This is a genomic window from Enterobacter cloacae complex sp. P14RS, from assembly GCF_014895895.1.
Taxonomy (GTDB): Bacteria; Pseudomonadota; Gammaproteobacteria; order Enterobacterales; family Enterobacteriaceae; genus Enterobacter; species Enterobacter bugandensis.
In genome coordinates, this window is record NZ_JADBQM010000032.1 from 20932 (window position 1) to 35350 (window position 14419).

At 53.6% G+C, this 14419-nt stretch carries 14 protein-coding genes and 2 tRNA genes; 6 read left to right on the forward strand and 10 right to left on the reverse strand.

Going from position 1 to position 14419, the window contains the following annotated elements:
* Window positions 1-21 precede the first annotated feature (21 nt).
* Window positions 22-708 (forward strand): response regulator transcription factor, encoded by a 687-nt coding sequence (locus IM295_RS22465; RefSeq protein ID WP_041911170.1) that lies wholly within the window; start codon window positions 22-24, stop codon window positions 706-708.
* A gap of 78 nt (window positions 709-786) precedes the next feature.
* On the opposite strand, the gene IM295_RS22470 is transcribed toward IM295_RS22465, so the two are convergent.
* Entirely contained in the window at window positions 787-2733 is a 1947-nt protein-coding gene (locus tag IM295_RS22470) for a TonB-dependent copper receptor (RefSeq protein ID WP_193067352.1), read from the reverse strand.
* 144 nt (window positions 2734-2877) lie between these two features.
* Entirely contained in the window at window positions 2878-3792 is a 915-nt protein-coding gene (locus tag IM295_RS22475; protein ID WP_049137422.1) for a LysR family transcriptional regulator, read from the reverse strand.
* Window positions 3793-3893: 101 nt separating this feature from the next.
* Here IM295_RS22475 and IM295_RS22480 point away from each other — a divergent pair, with 101 nt between their 5' ends.
* Window positions 3894-4826, forward strand: coding sequence for a DMT family transporter (locus IM295_RS22480; protein ID WP_193067353.1), 933 nt, complete (start codon window positions 3894-3896; stop codon window positions 4824-4826).
* Between the two features lie 37 nt (window positions 4827-4863).
* On the opposite strand, the gene IM295_RS22485 is transcribed toward IM295_RS22480, so the two are convergent.
* Window positions 4864-4940, reverse strand: a tRNA-Asp gene (locus tag IM295_RS22485).
* Window positions 4941-5072: 132 nt separating this feature from the next.
* On the reverse strand, window positions 5073-5804 hold the full coding sequence (gene dnaQ, locus IM295_RS22490; protein WP_028015611.1) for a DNA polymerase III subunit epsilon: 732 nt from the start codon (window positions 5802-5804) through the stop codon (window positions 5073-5075).
* Window positions 5805-5868: 64 nt separating this feature from the next.
* On the opposite strand from dnaQ, the gene rnhA reads away from it, so the two are divergent.
* Window positions 5869-6336: a ribonuclease HI gene (rnhA, locus tag IM295_RS22495; RefSeq protein WP_028015610.1), complete on the forward strand. Its 468-nt coding sequence runs from the start codon at window positions 5869-5871 to the stop codon at window positions 6334-6336.
* Here rnhA and IM295_RS22500 read toward each other — a convergent pair whose 3' ends face one another.
* Entirely contained in the window at window positions 6337-7053 is a 717-nt protein-coding gene (locus IM295_RS22500) for a class I SAM-dependent methyltransferase (RefSeq protein WP_028015609.1), read from the reverse strand.
* Window positions 7054-7085: 32 nt separating this feature from the next.
* Here IM295_RS22500 and gloB point away from each other — a divergent pair, with 32 nt between their 5' ends.
* Both gloB and mltD read left to right on the forward strand, forming a co-directional pair.
* Window positions 7086-7844, forward strand: a complete 759-nt coding sequence (gene gloB, locus IM295_RS22505; RefSeq protein ID WP_059357725.1) for a hydroxyacylglutathione hydrolase — start codon at window positions 7086-7088, stop codon at window positions 7842-7844.
* Between the two features lie 68 nt (window positions 7845-7912).
* On the forward strand, window positions 7913-9277 hold the full coding sequence (gene mltD / locus IM295_RS22510) for a murein transglycosylase D (protein ID WP_041911175.1): 1365 nt from the start codon (window positions 7913-7915) through the stop codon (window positions 9275-9277).
* Between the two features lie 52 nt (window positions 9278-9329).
* Here mltD and IM295_RS22515 read toward each other — a convergent pair whose 3' ends face one another.
* From IM295_RS22515 to IM295_RS22525, 3 genes are all read right to left on the reverse strand, one after another.
* A complete protein-coding gene (locus IM295_RS22515; RefSeq protein WP_028015606.1) occupies window positions 9330-10103 on the reverse strand; it encodes a class I SAM-dependent methyltransferase in 774 nt (257 codons plus the stop codon).
* A 75-nt stretch (window positions 10104-10178) separates the two neighbouring features.
* Window positions 10179-10979 (reverse strand): endonuclease/exonuclease/phosphatase family protein, encoded by an 801-nt coding sequence (locus IM295_RS22520; RefSeq protein ID WP_028015605.1) that lies wholly within the window; start codon window positions 10977-10979, stop codon window positions 10179-10181.
* A gap of 136 nt (window positions 10980-11115) precedes the next feature.
* Window positions 11116-12291 carry an MFS transporter gene (locus IM295_RS22525; protein WP_048999099.1) on the reverse strand — a complete coding sequence of 392 codons (1176 nt, stop codon included), beginning with the start codon at window positions 12289-12291 and terminating at the stop codon, window positions 11116-11118.
* Window positions 12292-12395: 104 nt separating this feature from the next.
* Between IM295_RS22525 and yafC the strand changes: the two genes are divergently transcribed.
* Window positions 12396-13301, forward strand: coding sequence for a DNA-binding transcriptional regulator YafC (gene yafC, locus IM295_RS22530; protein WP_028015603.1), 906 nt, complete (start codon window positions 12396-12398; stop codon window positions 13299-13301).
* Window positions 13302-13329: 28 nt separating this feature from the next.
* Here the strand turns inward: yafC and dkgB are convergent, their stop codons facing one another.
* On the reverse strand, window positions 13330-14133 hold the full coding sequence (gene dkgB / locus IM295_RS22535) for a 2,5-didehydrogluconate reductase DkgB (protein ID WP_028015602.1): 804 nt from the start codon (window positions 14131-14133) through the stop codon (window positions 13330-13332).
* Between the two features lie 160 nt (window positions 14134-14293).
* A tRNA-Asp gene (locus IM295_RS22540) sits at window positions 14294-14370 on the reverse strand.
* Window positions 14371-14419: the final 49 nt, after the last annotated feature.

Below are 14419 nucleotides of genomic sequence, written 5' to 3' on the forward strand. Positions count from 1 at the left end.
CACATTTTCGAAGGAGAAACCATGAAAGTCCGTATCGCTATTGCCGATGAGCACACCATTATCCGTCGTGGCGTCTTATCCATGATCACCAATATGCCCTCTCTTTTCAGCGACGGCTCACCCCGCCCGGAGTTTTGCATTCAGGGCGATACCGCAACGCCATCTGAGCTGCTTTCACTGCTATCCCAACAGCCTGTCGACATTCTGTTCCTTGGCTTTTCTCTTGCCACCAGCCAAACCGTTAACCCGCTCAACGGAATGGACGGCGTATTGCTGATTAAATGGCTCAGCCGTAAATATCCGCAGCTTAAAATCATTGTGCTTTCACCCTACAAGAACACGCAGCTTATCCGCATGTCGCTGGAGGCAGGCGCCAAAGCCTATATTAGTCGGGACACCTGTGAGAAAACCCTGAGCAGAACGCTGACGTCGGTGATCAATGGGGAAGTCTATATTGAGCGCGAGCTGATGCATTCCCTGTTCCAGACCGGTGCACAAACGGAGCAAGAGCTCTCGCCCCGTGAAATTGATGTGTTGCGTATGCTCTGCAAAGGGATGAGTCTGACAGAGATCGCCAGACAGCTGCATTTGAGTAATAAAACCGTCAGCGCCCATAAACTGCGCGCGATGGAAAAACTGGGGGTAAACAGCGACTGTCAGCTCTATTGCCTGCTGGCGAAAACGCAAATGTTCGATATTGCTATCTGAAATAAAAAAACCGCCTGTAAACAGGCGGTAGAGGCAAACGTACGCCTCAACGGTCGCTCTCAGCAATGACGCTCAGGATCAGAAATGGTATGTCATCGCCAGCCACCAGACGCGCCCCGGTTCAGGGATTTGCTGATTTGCGGCGTATCCGAACTGGCTGGCGCCCGCCAGGTTGAGGTGCTCGCTGTAGTATTTATTGAACAGATTCTCAATACCCACGCGGGACTCAAAATGGTCGTTAAATGTGTAGCCCGCGCTCCACGAAAGCACGCCAAACCCCGCGCTCGGTCCGAGATCCTGGCCGGTGACGTTACCTTTGTTTTGCGCCACGCGATGCTGCGGCGCAACCCCACGCCAGAGTAATCCGGTGCGCCACTGTTGCCCGGTATAGTCCAGCGCCAGCCGCCCTTCGAGCGGCGGCATTTGCGGCAGCGGCTGTTTATCACTACGATTCTCGCCCCAGGCGTAGCTCAGGCTTCCCGTCAGTGCCCAGTTGGGCGTCAGGCTCCAGCTTGCGCCCGTCTCCGCGCCCATTACGGCGGCATTGATGTTGCTGGCCTGCGACGGCGTGCGGCTATAATCAAACAAAATGTAATCGGTAGTTCGCCCGACATAGGCCGATGCCCAGGCGCTAACCTTGTCGCCGTGTAACTGCACGCCGCTATCCCATTGCAGGGTCTTTTCTGTTTTCAGCTGACGAAAGCTTTGTTCTCCAGCCTTGCCGGAAAATAGCTCCCAGTAATCAGGAAAACGTTCGGTATAACCGATGCCGCTATAAAGCATGACGGGTGCGTCAGGTACGCGATACTCATAGCGCGTGAATGCGCCGGGCAGGAGGTCGTGCCGGGAGCTATTTTGCGCGCTGCGCCGATCGTCCGCGCGAATGCTATCCAGTCTCGCACCCACGATGACCGTATCGTCCGCCGTGACGGACTGGCGCCATTCGCTAAACAGACCCGCCTGGGTAAAACGGGCATCGTCACGCCACGATCCAGCGCTTTTTTTACGGTGACTTTTACGCATTACGTCCGCGCCGGCGGTAAGCGTGGTGGTTTCATCTTCCCACACGCCGGCAAGACGGCTGCCCATCACCACGCCGCCAACTTCAGACTTACGCTTCGGTCCAACGGGCTGACGCAGGCTGTAGTTATCCATGATGTGGTCAGTATCATTGGCATAGAGCTGCCAGCTAAGTTTGCTGACGTGCTCGCTCAGGTGATATTTCTCCAGTTTTAGCGCCGCGCTTTTACGGGCAAAACGGCTACCATCCATCATCCGACCCGCATAGCGGGCTTTACCGTCGCTGGCTCCCACGCTTAGCTCCGCCAGCGTGTCCTCATCAGGCGTGAGCCCAACCGTGACGCCGCTGTTCCATCTGCGCCACAGGCCCGGCACGCGGTTGCCATGACCATCCCGGTAGTCATCCGCCTCCGAATGATTACCGTCCAGGCGGACGTAGCCGCGCGGGTCGCCAAACGCGAGATTAAGGTTTTGATCCGCGCGTCCGTTAGCGCCCCGCAGCAGCTCAGCGCTGCCTTTTAGCTCAGGTACGCTGAAATAGTCCGGCTGGCGTTCAAAAAGCAATGTTCCGGCGGAACCCATTGGCCCCCAGAGCACGCTTTGTGGGCCTTTGATGACGGTTATCGTGTCGTAACTTTGCGGAGTGATATAGGCCGTTGGGGTATCCATGCGCGAGCCGCAGCCCCCCTGAGTGCTGACGCCGTCTGCAAGCAACGTCAGCCGGGAGCCGAACATTCCGCGCAACACCGGATCGCCGTTACTCCCGCCGCTGCGCAGCACGGAAAAACCCGGGATGTTTTTTAGCGCGCCCGCACCGTCGCTGGCAGGCAATTGTTGTGCTGGAGTATGAGCCGGAGCGATAAATGACGCGGGATCGCGATAATACCCCTCAACGGTCATCGACTCTTCAGCGTATGCCGGCAAAGCGGTGGCACAGCAGAGAACCAACAAGAGTGGACGGGAGGCGAGCAGGGAACGAATACCGCTCGCGGTGATACCAGACATAGCACAATTCCGTTTCGGTAAAGAAAATAAGCAAGGCGCTTATTGTCTTCATCCCCAGCAGCGGAATACACGACCTGCGGGCAAGAAGGCCCTCAGGGAAATCAGGAAATATCTGGCGGATAACGGAAATCTCAGGGACGCAGTTCAACGCGCTTCGCCCAGGCGTGCCGTTTGCTGTCGTAAAAAATCCATCAACCGCAAACAGGCCGGCGAAAGCGGCTGCCCGACGTTTTTGACGATGCCCACATCCATATAGGTAATGCAGTCGTCAATGGTGCGCCGGATCACGCGCTGACCGCCGAGCGCCCACGGGCGATAGACCAGATCGGATAAAATCGTCACCCCCTTTCCCTGCGCGACCAGACTTCGAATCGCCTCAAAGGAGTTGGTGCGAAAATGAATGTCAGGATGGCAGCCCCTGCTTTGCCAGTAGTCGGATATCACATCGGGATAATCGTCCGTCACCAGCAACAGAAATGGCACCTTTTCCACATCCTTTAACCGAAGCTCCGGCACGCTGAGAAGAGGATGGCCGATGGCGGTCCATAACCGGCGCGGCGAACGGATCCACGTTTCGACCTCAAGCGTACTATCGTGGCTGATATTGGAGGTCAGCAAAAGACAAAAATCGAGATCTCCCTGACGCAAGGCCTGAAGCAGCTGCGATGCGGGCGCCTCATGAAATGCCGTCTCCAGCAGCGGAAAACGCTGCGCGATATCGCCCCAGAGATTGGGCAGCAGATAAGCGGAAAGGGTTTCGGCAATGCCGATGCGCACGACGCCGTTAATCGCCTCAGGCTGCTGATGGAGATCCTCCACCGCCGCGCGGCTATCGTGGAGGATCTTGCGGGCATGATTGAGAAATCGCTCCCCCACGGGAGTTAACTGGATCCCTTTTGCATGGCGGATAAAGAGAGGGGCATTCACCGCCTCCTCCAGGTTGCGCATAGAGACCGTCATGGAAGATTGCGATATATGACAACGGCTGGCCGCTTTGGAAATTTGTAATGTTTCCGCTAACGCAATGTAGAACTCAAGTTGCCTGAGAGTAAACTTCATAGTTTCAGCCAATACCGTGAGATGAAAATATTATATTAGCATTTAATTCTGCACCGGCAGTACTCTAAAGGCAGACAAAATGTTTATTTTCAGGAGCCTTTATGCCCTATTTTTTACTCAGTCTCGCGGCCTGTTTTTGGGGGGGTAATTATGTCGTCGGTCATTTACTGGTGGCGCAGGCAGACCCGATTATATTATCCGCCGCACGCTGGATAATTACGGCTCTTCTTTTATCGATGCTTTATATCAGACAGATTCGCGCCCAGTGGCCGATGATGAAAAAAGCGAAAGGTACGATCATATTTCTTGCGCTGTGCGGACAGGTTATGTTCCCACTCACGCTGTATATCGGTCTGCAATATACTTCATCTCTTAATGCAGCTATTTATTTATCTACAACGCCTGCCCTGGTTTTATTGATAAATAAGCTGGTCTTTAAAGAGAAAATATCAGTACAGAATATTGCTGGCGTTGTTCTCAGTTCATTGGGCGTCGTCTGGCTGGTCATGCAGGGCGATCTGCTGCATCTGGATACGCTTAAAAATCTGAATCGCGGCGATATCTGGACCATGGGCTCTGCCGCCAGCTGGGCCGTTTATTGTGCTTTCTTGCGGATGAAGCCGAAAAGCGTCGGTGGGAATGCCTTTGTGGCCGTGAGCGCGGTCCTCGGTGCCCTGGTGTTGTTACCGGTACTGGCGATATCGTTGATAAAGACCGGCTTACCTGACTGGACGGCCTATACCGCACCGGGCTTTTTAAGCGGGCTGATGTACCTGGTGGTCTTTCCTTCCTGGCTCTCTTACCTGCTGTGGAATAAAGGCATTGCGGCTATCGGTGCAACCCGCGGGGAGATTTATTCCCACCTAATTCCGCTGAGCGGCGGTCTGTTCAGCGTGATGTTCCTGCACGTTACGTTGCATTCGTATCATCTGGTCAGCACGGTACTGATTCTGTTTGGCATTGCCCTCTGCTCTCGCGCCTCGCAAAGGAAAGTCGCGAAGCTCGAACGCGCAGACGAAAAAGTACAGATATGAAAAAGGCCCACGTTATAAATAACGTGGGCCTGAATAGTGGCGGAACGGACGGGACTCGAACCCGCGACCCCCTGCGTGACAGGCAGGTATTCTAACCGACTGAACTACCGCTCCACTGTTCCCGCTTGGGGAACGAGGCGCATATTACGGTGTGCCTCCGATCTCGTCAACGCTTTTTCTCACGTTTTGAATCGTTTGCTGCAAAATTCACCCAACCGATGATTTTACAGGCATTGTGGTGTTTTTTCAGGCGCGCCACATACAGCTTCCGCCCTTCTTCTGCACCAGGTCGAGACGGGATTCATGGTTAAGTAGCTCTTCATCACTGGCTAAAACAACCCGCAAGCGGCTTGCCTGACGGACAACGCGCTGAATGCCCGCTTCGCCCTGCGTCTGCTGTGACTCATTTTCCATGCTGAACTTCATCGACGTCTGTCCGCCGGTCATTGCCAGATAGACGTCGGCCAGGATCTGGGCATCGAGCAATGCCCCGTGCAGCGTTCGCTTGGTGTTGTCTATTTCGTAACGTGAACAGAGCGCATCGAGACTGTTACGCTTGCCGGGAAACATCTTCCTCGCCAGCGCCAGGCTATCGGTCACTTTGCAAAAGGTGTTTGTTTTCGGAATATCGCGATGGAGCTTACTAAACTCATAGTCCATAAAGCCGATATCGAACGAGGCGTTATGGATGATGAGTTCGGCGCCTTTGATGTATTCCAGAAACTCGTCAGCCACCTCACCAAAGGTCGGTTTATCCAGCAAGAACTCATCGGCAATACCGTGAACGCCGAATGCCTCTGGATCCACCAGCCGATCGGGTTTGAGATACACGTGGAAGTTGTTCCCCGTGAGACGACGGTTCACCACTTCAACGGCACCGATCTCAATGATCTTATGCCCTTCGTAGTGCGCGCCGATCTGGTTCATACCGGTGGTTTCGGTATCGAGGACAATCTGGCGAGTAATTGCAGTGCTCATAGCGGTCATTTATGTCAGACTTATCGTTTAACTGAACGTTTCAAATACAGGAAGTCTACCAGAGATGCGTAAACAGGTAGAAATTTTCACCGATGGATCTTGTCTCGGCAACCCAGGGCCCGGCGGCTACGGCGCGATTATGCGCTATCGCCAGCATGAAAAAACTTTTAGCGAAGGCTATTTCCTGACCACCAACAACCGTATGGAGTTGATGGCGGCCATTGTGGCGCTGGAAGCCTTAAAAGAACACTGCGACGTGGTGCTCAGTACCGACAGCCAGTACGTGCGCCAGGGTATCACCCAGTGGATCCACAACTGGAAAAAACGCGGCTGGAAAACTGCGGATAAAAAGCCGGTTAAAAATGTCGATCTCTGGAAGCGGCTGGATGCGGCATTAGGTCAGCACCAAATAAAATGGGAATGGGTAAAAGGGCATGCTGGTCACCCTGAGAACGAACGCTGCGACGAACTGGCGCGCGCGGCGGCTTTAAACCCGGCCCATGAGGATGCAGGCTACCAGCCTGAATCCTGATCAGGGCTTTCTGTACTGCCGCGTTGCGCCAACGGTCTGCCGGATAGGCGTTTTCGATTTGCTCTGCTTCATCGGGTTAAGCGTAAGGGGGATGGTTCGCTTACGCGCGACGATAAACTGCATGCAGCCTAAGGCGGGCAAATGCGTGCTTAACAACACTCCCCCCTTCCGCGCCCACGGCAGTACCTGAAAACCGCCGTAGCAGAGCACTTCAAAGTTCAGCAGTGAAAGCCAGTCGAGCTGGCGCATCATGGTGAACATTCGGCTGTTATAGGGTGGCGTTCGGCGCAGCACGGGCACCAGCTTGCGCAGCCCCATCAGGCTCAGCGGATTGAATCCGCTGAGGATCAGCCAGCCGTCATCAATCAGAACGCGATCGGCTTCACGCAGCATACGGTGAGGATCGCTGCACCAGGGCAACGCGTGTGCAAGAAGGCATGCATCAACGGATTTCTCTGCAAATGGCAGATGCAACGGGTCTGCCTTCACCTGAACCGGCGATCCGCCGAGAGAGACGTTAACCTGATGTGAGATAGCGCAGCTTTCGGTATTGATTTCCGCGCTGAGATTGCCAATCTTAAGCAGGTGAAAGCCATACATTTTCGCGAGCCAGGGCTTCAACTGCTGCTCCAGTGCCTCGCGATAGTATTCACCCCAGGGCAATTCCGCCCAACGTTCCGGTGCTGCGACAGTCTGAGGTATCCTTGCCGGTTTCATCAAAACACCCGCCACGCTATAAGAGGTAATGTATGAATCTTATCAGTATTCCCGCTTTTGAGGACAATTACATCTGGGTTTTGGTCGATGACGATCGTCGATGCGTCATTGTCGATCCCGGCGAATCCGCCCCTGTACTGCGCGCCATAAATGATAACGGCTGGCAGCCTGACGCCATTCTGTTGACGCATCATCATAACGATCATACTGGCGGCGTGCAGGAACTGCGCGCCCAATTTCCGCATCTTGTGGTGTACGGACCGGCTGAGACACAAAATAAGGGAACGACGCAAGTAGTCGAAGAAGGCGAAAATATCCTCATCCACGAGTGGGAGTTTTCCGTATTTGCTACACCGGGTCACACTTTGGGACATCTGTGTTTCTACAGCAAACCTTATCTTTTTTGTGGCGACACCTTGTTCTCTGGCGGCTGCGGAAGACTGTTTGAAGGCACGCCGGAACAGATGTATCAGTCTTTACAAAAGATTAGTGCGTTACCGGATGACACCCTTATTTGTTGCGCCCATGAGTATACATTAGGAAATATGAAGTTTGCTGCAAGCCTCTTACCTGAGGATCGGGCGATTCAGGATTATTATCACAAAGTGAAGGAGTTACGTGCAAAAAACCAAAATACACTGCCCGTAATTCTGAAAAATGAGCGCCAGATTAATTTATTTTTACGAACAGATGATATTGATTTAATTAATAAAATTAACCAAGAAACAAATTTGCAACAACCTGAACAGCGATTTGCATGGTTAAGGTCAAAGAAAGATAACTTCAGATAAATGCGGGTTGCCTTTTCAAAATTTCGCCGTTATCATCGCTCGTCTTTTAAGCAACTATTGACACACACATGAAGGCAAAAGCGATATTACTCGCCTCTGTCCTGCTTGTAGGTTGCCAGTCGCAGAACGGCAGCAACGTACAACAGCACGCACAGAGCCTTTCTGCAGCTGGTCAAGGGGAAGCAGGGAAGTTTACAAGTTCGGCGCGCTGGATGGACGATGGGACATCTTTCGCGCAGGAGCAAGACTTGTGGACCTCTATTGGCGACGAGCTAAAGATGGGAATTCCGGAAAACAGCCGGATTCGCGAACAGAAACAGAAGTATTTAAGAAATAAGAGCTATCTCCACGATGTAACGTTACGGGCAGAGCCGTATATGTACTGGATAGCCGGGCAAGTTAAAAAACGTAACATGCCTATGGAGCTGGTACTCCTACCCATAGTGGAGAGCGCTTTTGACCCACACGCGACGTCTGGCGCCAATGCCGCAGGCATTTGGCAGATCATTCCGAGCACCGGGCGAAACTATGGTCTGAAACAGACCCGCAACTATGATGCGCGTCGCGATGTTGTCGCTTCAACGACAGCCGCTCTCGACATGATGCAACGTCTGAACAAGATGTTTGACGGCGACTGGCTGTTAACGGTCGCAGCGTATAACAGTGGCGAAGGTCGTGTACTGAAGGCAATGAAAGCGAATAAAGCACGGGGTAAATCCACCGATTTTTGGTCGCTCTCACTGCCACAGGAAACGAAGATTTACGTACCGAAGATGCTGGCCTTGAGCGATATTCTCAAGAACAGCAAGCGTTACGGTGTACAACTGCCAACACCAGACGAAAGTCGTGCACTGGCGCGCGTGCGCCTCAGCAATCCGGTTGATATTCAACAAGTTGCTGATATGACGGGTATGTCGGTAAGTAAATTGAAAACCTTTAATGCAGGCGTCAAAGGCTCGACGCTGGGGGCAAGCGGCCCGCAGTATGTGATGGTTCCGCAGAAACATGCGGCGCAGTTACGTGAGTCTTTAGCATCGGGTGAAATTGCCGCCGTTCAGTCAACGCTGATCGCCGATGCTTCATCCGTTAGCAGCCGCAGCTATAAGGTGCGTTCAGGAGATACCCTTTCAGGCATTGCCTCACGTCTTGGCGTGACGGCGAAAGATCTGCAGCAGTGGAATAATCTGCGCAGCTCTGGGCTGAAGGTGGGTCAGACGCTGACGGTGGGTGCAGGTAACAGCGCACAGCGTCTCGCCAGCAACAGCGATAGCATCACCTATCGCGTGCGCAAAGGCGATTCACTGTCCAGTATCGCAAAACGACACGGCGTGAACATCAAAGATGTGATGCGCTGGAATAATGATACTGACAATCTGAAACCGGGCGACCAGCTGACGCTGTTTGTGAAGAACAGCGCCACGCCAGACTCCTGATAACACGATCGAAAGATAAAAAGGCACCGATTCCCCTCGGTGCCTTTTTTGTTTATCCCGCTTTTTGCGCTTCAGCCATGATGGTATCGCTCGTAAATGAGCCATCCGCCTGCAGTTCAAAGTACGCCTTCACCTCTGCGGACGCACTCTCCTGGTAAAGCCTAATTGCCTGGCTTAACGCCTCCGGGGTACGCATACGGGCTATCCAGGAGCTGAACTCCAGCGGTAAACGGTCTGTTATTAACGAGCGCGCAATCAGCCCGGCTTCAGTGATAAACGATAACCACTCCCCGCTGGCGTAGTTTTGAACGTGCGAGGTGTCGCGCAGCGCTTCGACCGTCTGCAGCCAGATATTACGCACCGGATGTCCGGGAGACATCACGTCCATAATGATGAAGGTGCCACCCGGCTTCAGAACACGTCTGACTTCGCGCAATGCCTGGCCGACGTCATGCCAGTGGTGTGCAGAATACCGGCTGATCGCGACATCAAACGACGCGTCATCAAACGGTAAAGACTCCGCATAGCCCTGCCGCGTATCAATATTGTTCAACCCTTTCGCTTTAGCCGCTTCAGCAACGACGTCCAGCATCTGGCTCGATAAATCATATGCGGTAACGTGGGCTACCTGCTGCGCAGCCGTAAAGCTGGCGTGCCCTGCCCCACATCCCAGGTCCAGCACGTGCGCCTGCGGGAATGCCGCCAGACGTTCACCGAGACGCACCAGATCGCGACCTGAAGCATGCACGGCGCTGCTCAGATAAGCACTTGCCTGAGAACCAAACTGTTTTTCTACGTTGTCATGATGGGAGTGTGTTGTTGTCATCGTACTGTCCTTTGTTGGTTAAAAATAAAAGGGCAGCACCCGCGCGGCCTGCCCCACGGCAGACCTGACACACCATTATTTATCAGGTTTGCCGGGACTGAATTCAACGAGTAGAGGGTTGTGATCCGAAGCGCGCGTCACCAGTACAGAGGCGTCGTGCACGCTCAAACCGCGATAGAAGACAAAGTCGAGAGGACGACCAAAAGCTTTTTTACGCTGGTCATCACTGAAGCGAACTTCACGCAGCGACATTTCGCGCGCAAAGCGATACAGCGCATTCATGCGCGGACGGCTCCAGGCATTAAAATCGCCTGCCATGATGATGGGCCCGCTGTGATGCGCAATCTGATCGCCAATAGGAAGTAACTGCTTACTATACACATCCACGCCGAGGCTAAAGTTTACCGCGTGGATATTGACGACCATCAGCATACGGGTATCCGGCAGAGGATAGACCGTCACCAGCGCTGATTTCGCCAGACGCAGGATAGGTTCGCGCTCGCGGAGCGGGCAACAGTAGACCGGATGGGCAGCAGAAAGCGTCATTACGCCAGAGGGATGCTGCGGCAGAACAAATGCCGGCACCTGGTCGGCGGCAAGGTAATTCGTGGTGGCAAACCGTACCAGTTCAGGGGTAGTTTGCGCCTCCTGGAGCAGAACCAGGTGGGCATCTTTTCCAAAATTTTTGAGTACCGATAACCACTCCGCGCGCTGCTGCTTGAAGATATTCCAGACCAGAACCCGGATTTTATCATCGCTGCTTAACGGTGTGCCGGCGGGTAATGCCTGGCTTATGCTCGCAAACGACCCCGGAGGTAAGATCCTCTCCGCGGGCATTCCGGCAACATAACGCATGGCATAGGTATTTTTTCGCACTTTTGGAAACAGCCCCTGTAACATGAACCAGCCCTGAAAACGGACTGGTTCTAATGTTATAGGGACTTTAGGTCACACTTTCAACGCAATTTCTGAGAAACCGCTTTCCAGTTTTGTAAGCAAGCACTTACTGATGTTATCCCAGCGCTACGCGGGCTGGCTTATCGAGGCGTCCACTCAGGCCAATCAGCAGGAAGGCGACCAGGACAATCACCGCGCCAATCCATGGGGTCTGGGTTAATCCGAAGTGTTCGACGGTTTGTCCGCCAATAATGGAGCCCAGCGCGATACCAATATTAAAAGCGGCAATATTCAGACCGGATGCCACATCCACCGCATTCGGCGTATAGAGCTCGGCTTTCTGGACAACGTAAACCTGAAGCCCTGGCACATTACCGAAGGCGAAGATCCCCATCACCAGTACCGTGACCAGCGCGGCGTATTGCATTGAAGCCGTGAACTGGAAAATCATCAGCAGAACCACCAGGGCGGCGAAGATAAATTTCAGCGCCGGTACCGCACCATGCTTATCCGCAAGCTTACCGCCCCAGATATTGCCAATGGCCACAGAAATACCGTATCCCAGCAAAATCCAGCTCACGGCATTCGGGGAGAAGCCCGCCAGGTCCTGCATCATCGGTGCCAGGAAGGTGAAGGCAGTGAATACGCCGCCATAGCCCAGAGCCGTAACCGCATAGATGATAAGCAAACGCGGATGGGTAAGCACTTTCAGCTGATCGCGCAGGCTGGCGCTCGCCCGGCCCGGGATATTCGACGGTACCAGCAGCAGGCTAGTCACCAGAGCGATAACGCCCAGTAAGGAGACGGCCAGAAACGTTTCACGCCAGCCGAAATGCTGTCCGATAAACGTTCCCAACGGTACGCCTGTGACCAGTGCGACGGTCAACCCACCGAACATGATCGCGATCGCTGAAGCCGCTTTCTCTTTGGGGACCAGGCTGGTTGCAATGGTGGAACCAATCGAGAAGAACACGCCGTGTGCCAGACCGGTCAACAGGCGGGCAATCACCAGCGTGGTGTAGTCCGGTGCCTGCCAGGCCAGAATGTTCCCGGCGGTAAACAGCACCATCAGCGCGACTAACAGCTGTTTACGCGGAAAGCGTCCGGTCAGGGCCGTCAGCACCGGCGCGCCGACGGCAACGCCCAGGGCGTAGATGGACACCAGCAACCCGGCTGAGGGCAGCGAGATGGCAAGCTGGTTAGCGATGGTGGGAACCAGTCCCACGATAACAAATTCGGTCGTGCCAATTGCAAAGGCACTGATCGTCAGGGCAAGTAGCGCCAGTGGCATAAAATACTCCGTATCATCAGGATTAAGATGACAGGCAGTATGCGCCAGTGCTTAAATAACAAAAATGGTCAAAATATCAATAGAATTTTGCAGGTGGTGCAACAATGAAAGCAACGTCTGAAGAGCTGACAATCTTTGTCGCCGTCGTCGAAAGCGGCAGCTTTAGCCGCGCAGCCGAGCAGCTGGGACAGGCTAACTCGGCCATTAGCCGTTCGGTGAAAAAGCTGGAGATGAAGCTCGGGGTAAGTCTGCTCAACCGAACGACGCGGCAGCTCAGCCTGACGGAAGAAGGGGAACGTTATTTCCGTCGCGTGCAGTCGGTGCTGCAGGAGATGGCCGCAGCGGAGACGGAGATTATGGAAACCCGCAGCACGCCGCGCGGGTTGCTGCGCATTGATGCTGCCACGCCGGTTGTGCTTCATTTTCTGATGCCGTTAATCAAACCTTTCCGTGAACGCTATCCGGAGATGACGCTCTCTCTGGTCTCGTCCGAGACGTTTATTAACCTCATCGAGCGGAAAGTGGATGTGGCTATTCGGGCGGGAACCCTGACGGATTCCAGCCTGCGGGCCCGCCCGCTGTTTGCCAGCTATCGTAAAATTATCGCGTCGCCACAGTATATTGCTGAACATGGTAAACCGGAGACGGTTGAAGAACTGAAGCAGCATCTGTGCCTGGGCTTTACGGAGCCGGTGTCGCTGAACACCTGGCCTGTTGCCTGTCATGATGGCCAGCTTCATGAAATTACCTGCGGGTTATCGTCTAACAGCGGAGAAACGCTGAAGCAGCTTTGCCTGGAAGGGAATGGGATCGCCTGCTTGTCAGACTATATGATTGATAAAGAGATAGCGCGGGGTGAACTGGTAGAGCTAATGGCCGATAAACGTTTGCCGGTCGAGATGCCTTTCAGCGCGGTGTATTACAGCGACAGAGCGGTAAGCACGCGCATACGCGCCTTTATCGACTTCCTGAGCGAGCATATAAAAACAGCTCCCGGAGGAGCTGTGTGAGGGTTCGGGTTACAGAGGGAGGGTCTTATTAATCCCAGTCAGGGGCTAAACCTTCCGGGCTCACCAGGCGGTCGTTGCACTCCAGTGCTGCGATCGCTTTTTTATCATCGTCATCCAGATGAAGATCCAGCGCTAGCAGGTTGCTGGCCAGGTTTTCGCGCTTGGTTGATGATGGGATCACGGCATAGCCTTCACCCATTGCCCATGCCAGAATAACCTGCGCAGCAGTGGCGTTATGCTTCTCAGCGATACGGATAATTACCTCGTCTTTCAGAGCCTTACCGTAGGCCAGCGTCATGTAAGAGGTAATATGGATACCGTGCTGCTTTGCCCAGTCCACGACTTTGCGGTTTTGCAGGTATGGAGACAGCTCAATCTGGTTGGTCGCAATATTCTCAGCGCCAACAGCGGCAATCGCCTTTTCCATCAGCGGGATGGTGAAGTTGGAAATACCAATTTCACGGGTCAGGCCCTGCTTTTTCGCTTCCAACAGCGCCTGCATGAACTCTTCCACAGAAACGGCATCGTTCGGTGACGGCCAGTGGATCAGCGTCAGATCGACATAGTCGGTACGCAGTTTCTTCAGGCTCTCTTTCAGGCTTGGAATGAGCTTGTCTTTGCTGAGGTTTTCGATCCAGATTTTGGTGGTGATGAACAGTTCATTACGCGGTACACCGCTCTCTTCAAGAGCCTGTCCAACGGCAGCTTCGTTTTCATAGATCTGTGCCGTATCAATTGCGCGATAGCCAAGTTCAAGAGCGGTTTTAACTGATGCGATAACTACGTCGTCTTTCAGGCGGAAAGTGCCCAGACCAAATGCAGGGAGAGTCATAGTATTCCTCAATCGTTATGTTCGTTAACTGAGGACGATTATCGCTGGCGGTGTTATAGAGAAAAAGATCGTAAAACGCAGAGGATTTTTGCTAATTTCGCAATAATTAATCGTCAGATATGAAAAAAGCCCTGAGCGTTAACTCAGGGCTTTTAATAAGTGGCGGAACGGACGGGACTCGAACCCGCGACCCCCTGCGTGACAGGCAGGTATTCTAACCGACTGAACTACCGCTCCACCGAAGACTGCTTGTAACCACCGGATTAATGCACCGGCTTACTACTTA

Excerpts from the sequence above, each read along its gene's own strand:
- IM295_RS22465 (WP_041911170.1), top strand. The coding sequence starts at position 22 with ATGAAAGTCCGTATCGCTATTGCCGATGAGCACACCATTATCCGTCGT.
- IM295_RS22470 (WP_193067352.1), bottom strand. The coding sequence starts at position 2,733 with ATGTCTGGTATCACCGCGAGCGGTATTCGTTCCCTGCTCGCCTCCCGT.
- IM295_RS22475 (WP_049137422.1), bottom strand. The coding sequence starts at position 3,792 with ATGAAGTTTACTCTCAGGCAACTTGAGTTCTACATTGCGTTAGCGGAA.
- IM295_RS22480 (WP_193067353.1), top strand. The coding sequence starts at position 3,894 with ATGCCCTATTTTTTACTCAGTCTCGCGGCCTGTTTTTGGGGGGGTAAT.
- dnaQ (WP_028015611.1), bottom strand. The coding sequence starts at position 5,804 with ATGAGCACTGCAATTACTCGCCAGATTGTCCTCGATACCGAAACCACC.
- rnhA (WP_028015610.1), top strand. The coding sequence starts at position 5,869 with ATGCGTAAACAGGTAGAAATTTTCACCGATGGATCTTGTCTCGGCAAC.
- IM295_RS22500 (WP_028015609.1), bottom strand. The coding sequence starts at position 7,053 with ATGAAACCGGCAAGGATACCTCAGACTGTCGCAGCACCGGAACGTTGG.
- gloB (WP_059357725.1), top strand. The coding sequence starts at position 7,086 with ATGAATCTTATCAGTATTCCCGCTTTTGAGGACAATTACATCTGGGTT.
- mltD (WP_041911175.1), top strand. The coding sequence starts at position 7,913 with ATGAAGGCAAAAGCGATATTACTCGCCTCTGTCCTGCTTGTAGGTTGC.
- IM295_RS22515 (WP_028015606.1), bottom strand. The coding sequence starts at position 10,103 with ATGACAACAACACACTCCCATCATGACAACGTAGAAAAACAGTTTGGT.
- IM295_RS22525 (WP_048999099.1), bottom strand. The coding sequence starts at position 12,291 with ATGCCACTGGCGCTACTTGCCCTGACGATCAGTGCCTTTGCAATTGGC.
- yafC (WP_028015603.1), top strand. The coding sequence starts at position 12,396 with ATGAAAGCAACGTCTGAAGAGCTGACAATCTTTGTCGCCGTCGTCGAA.
- dkgB (WP_028015602.1), bottom strand. The coding sequence starts at position 14,133 with ATGACTCTCCCTGCATTTGGTCTGGGCACTTTCCGCCTGAAAGACGAC.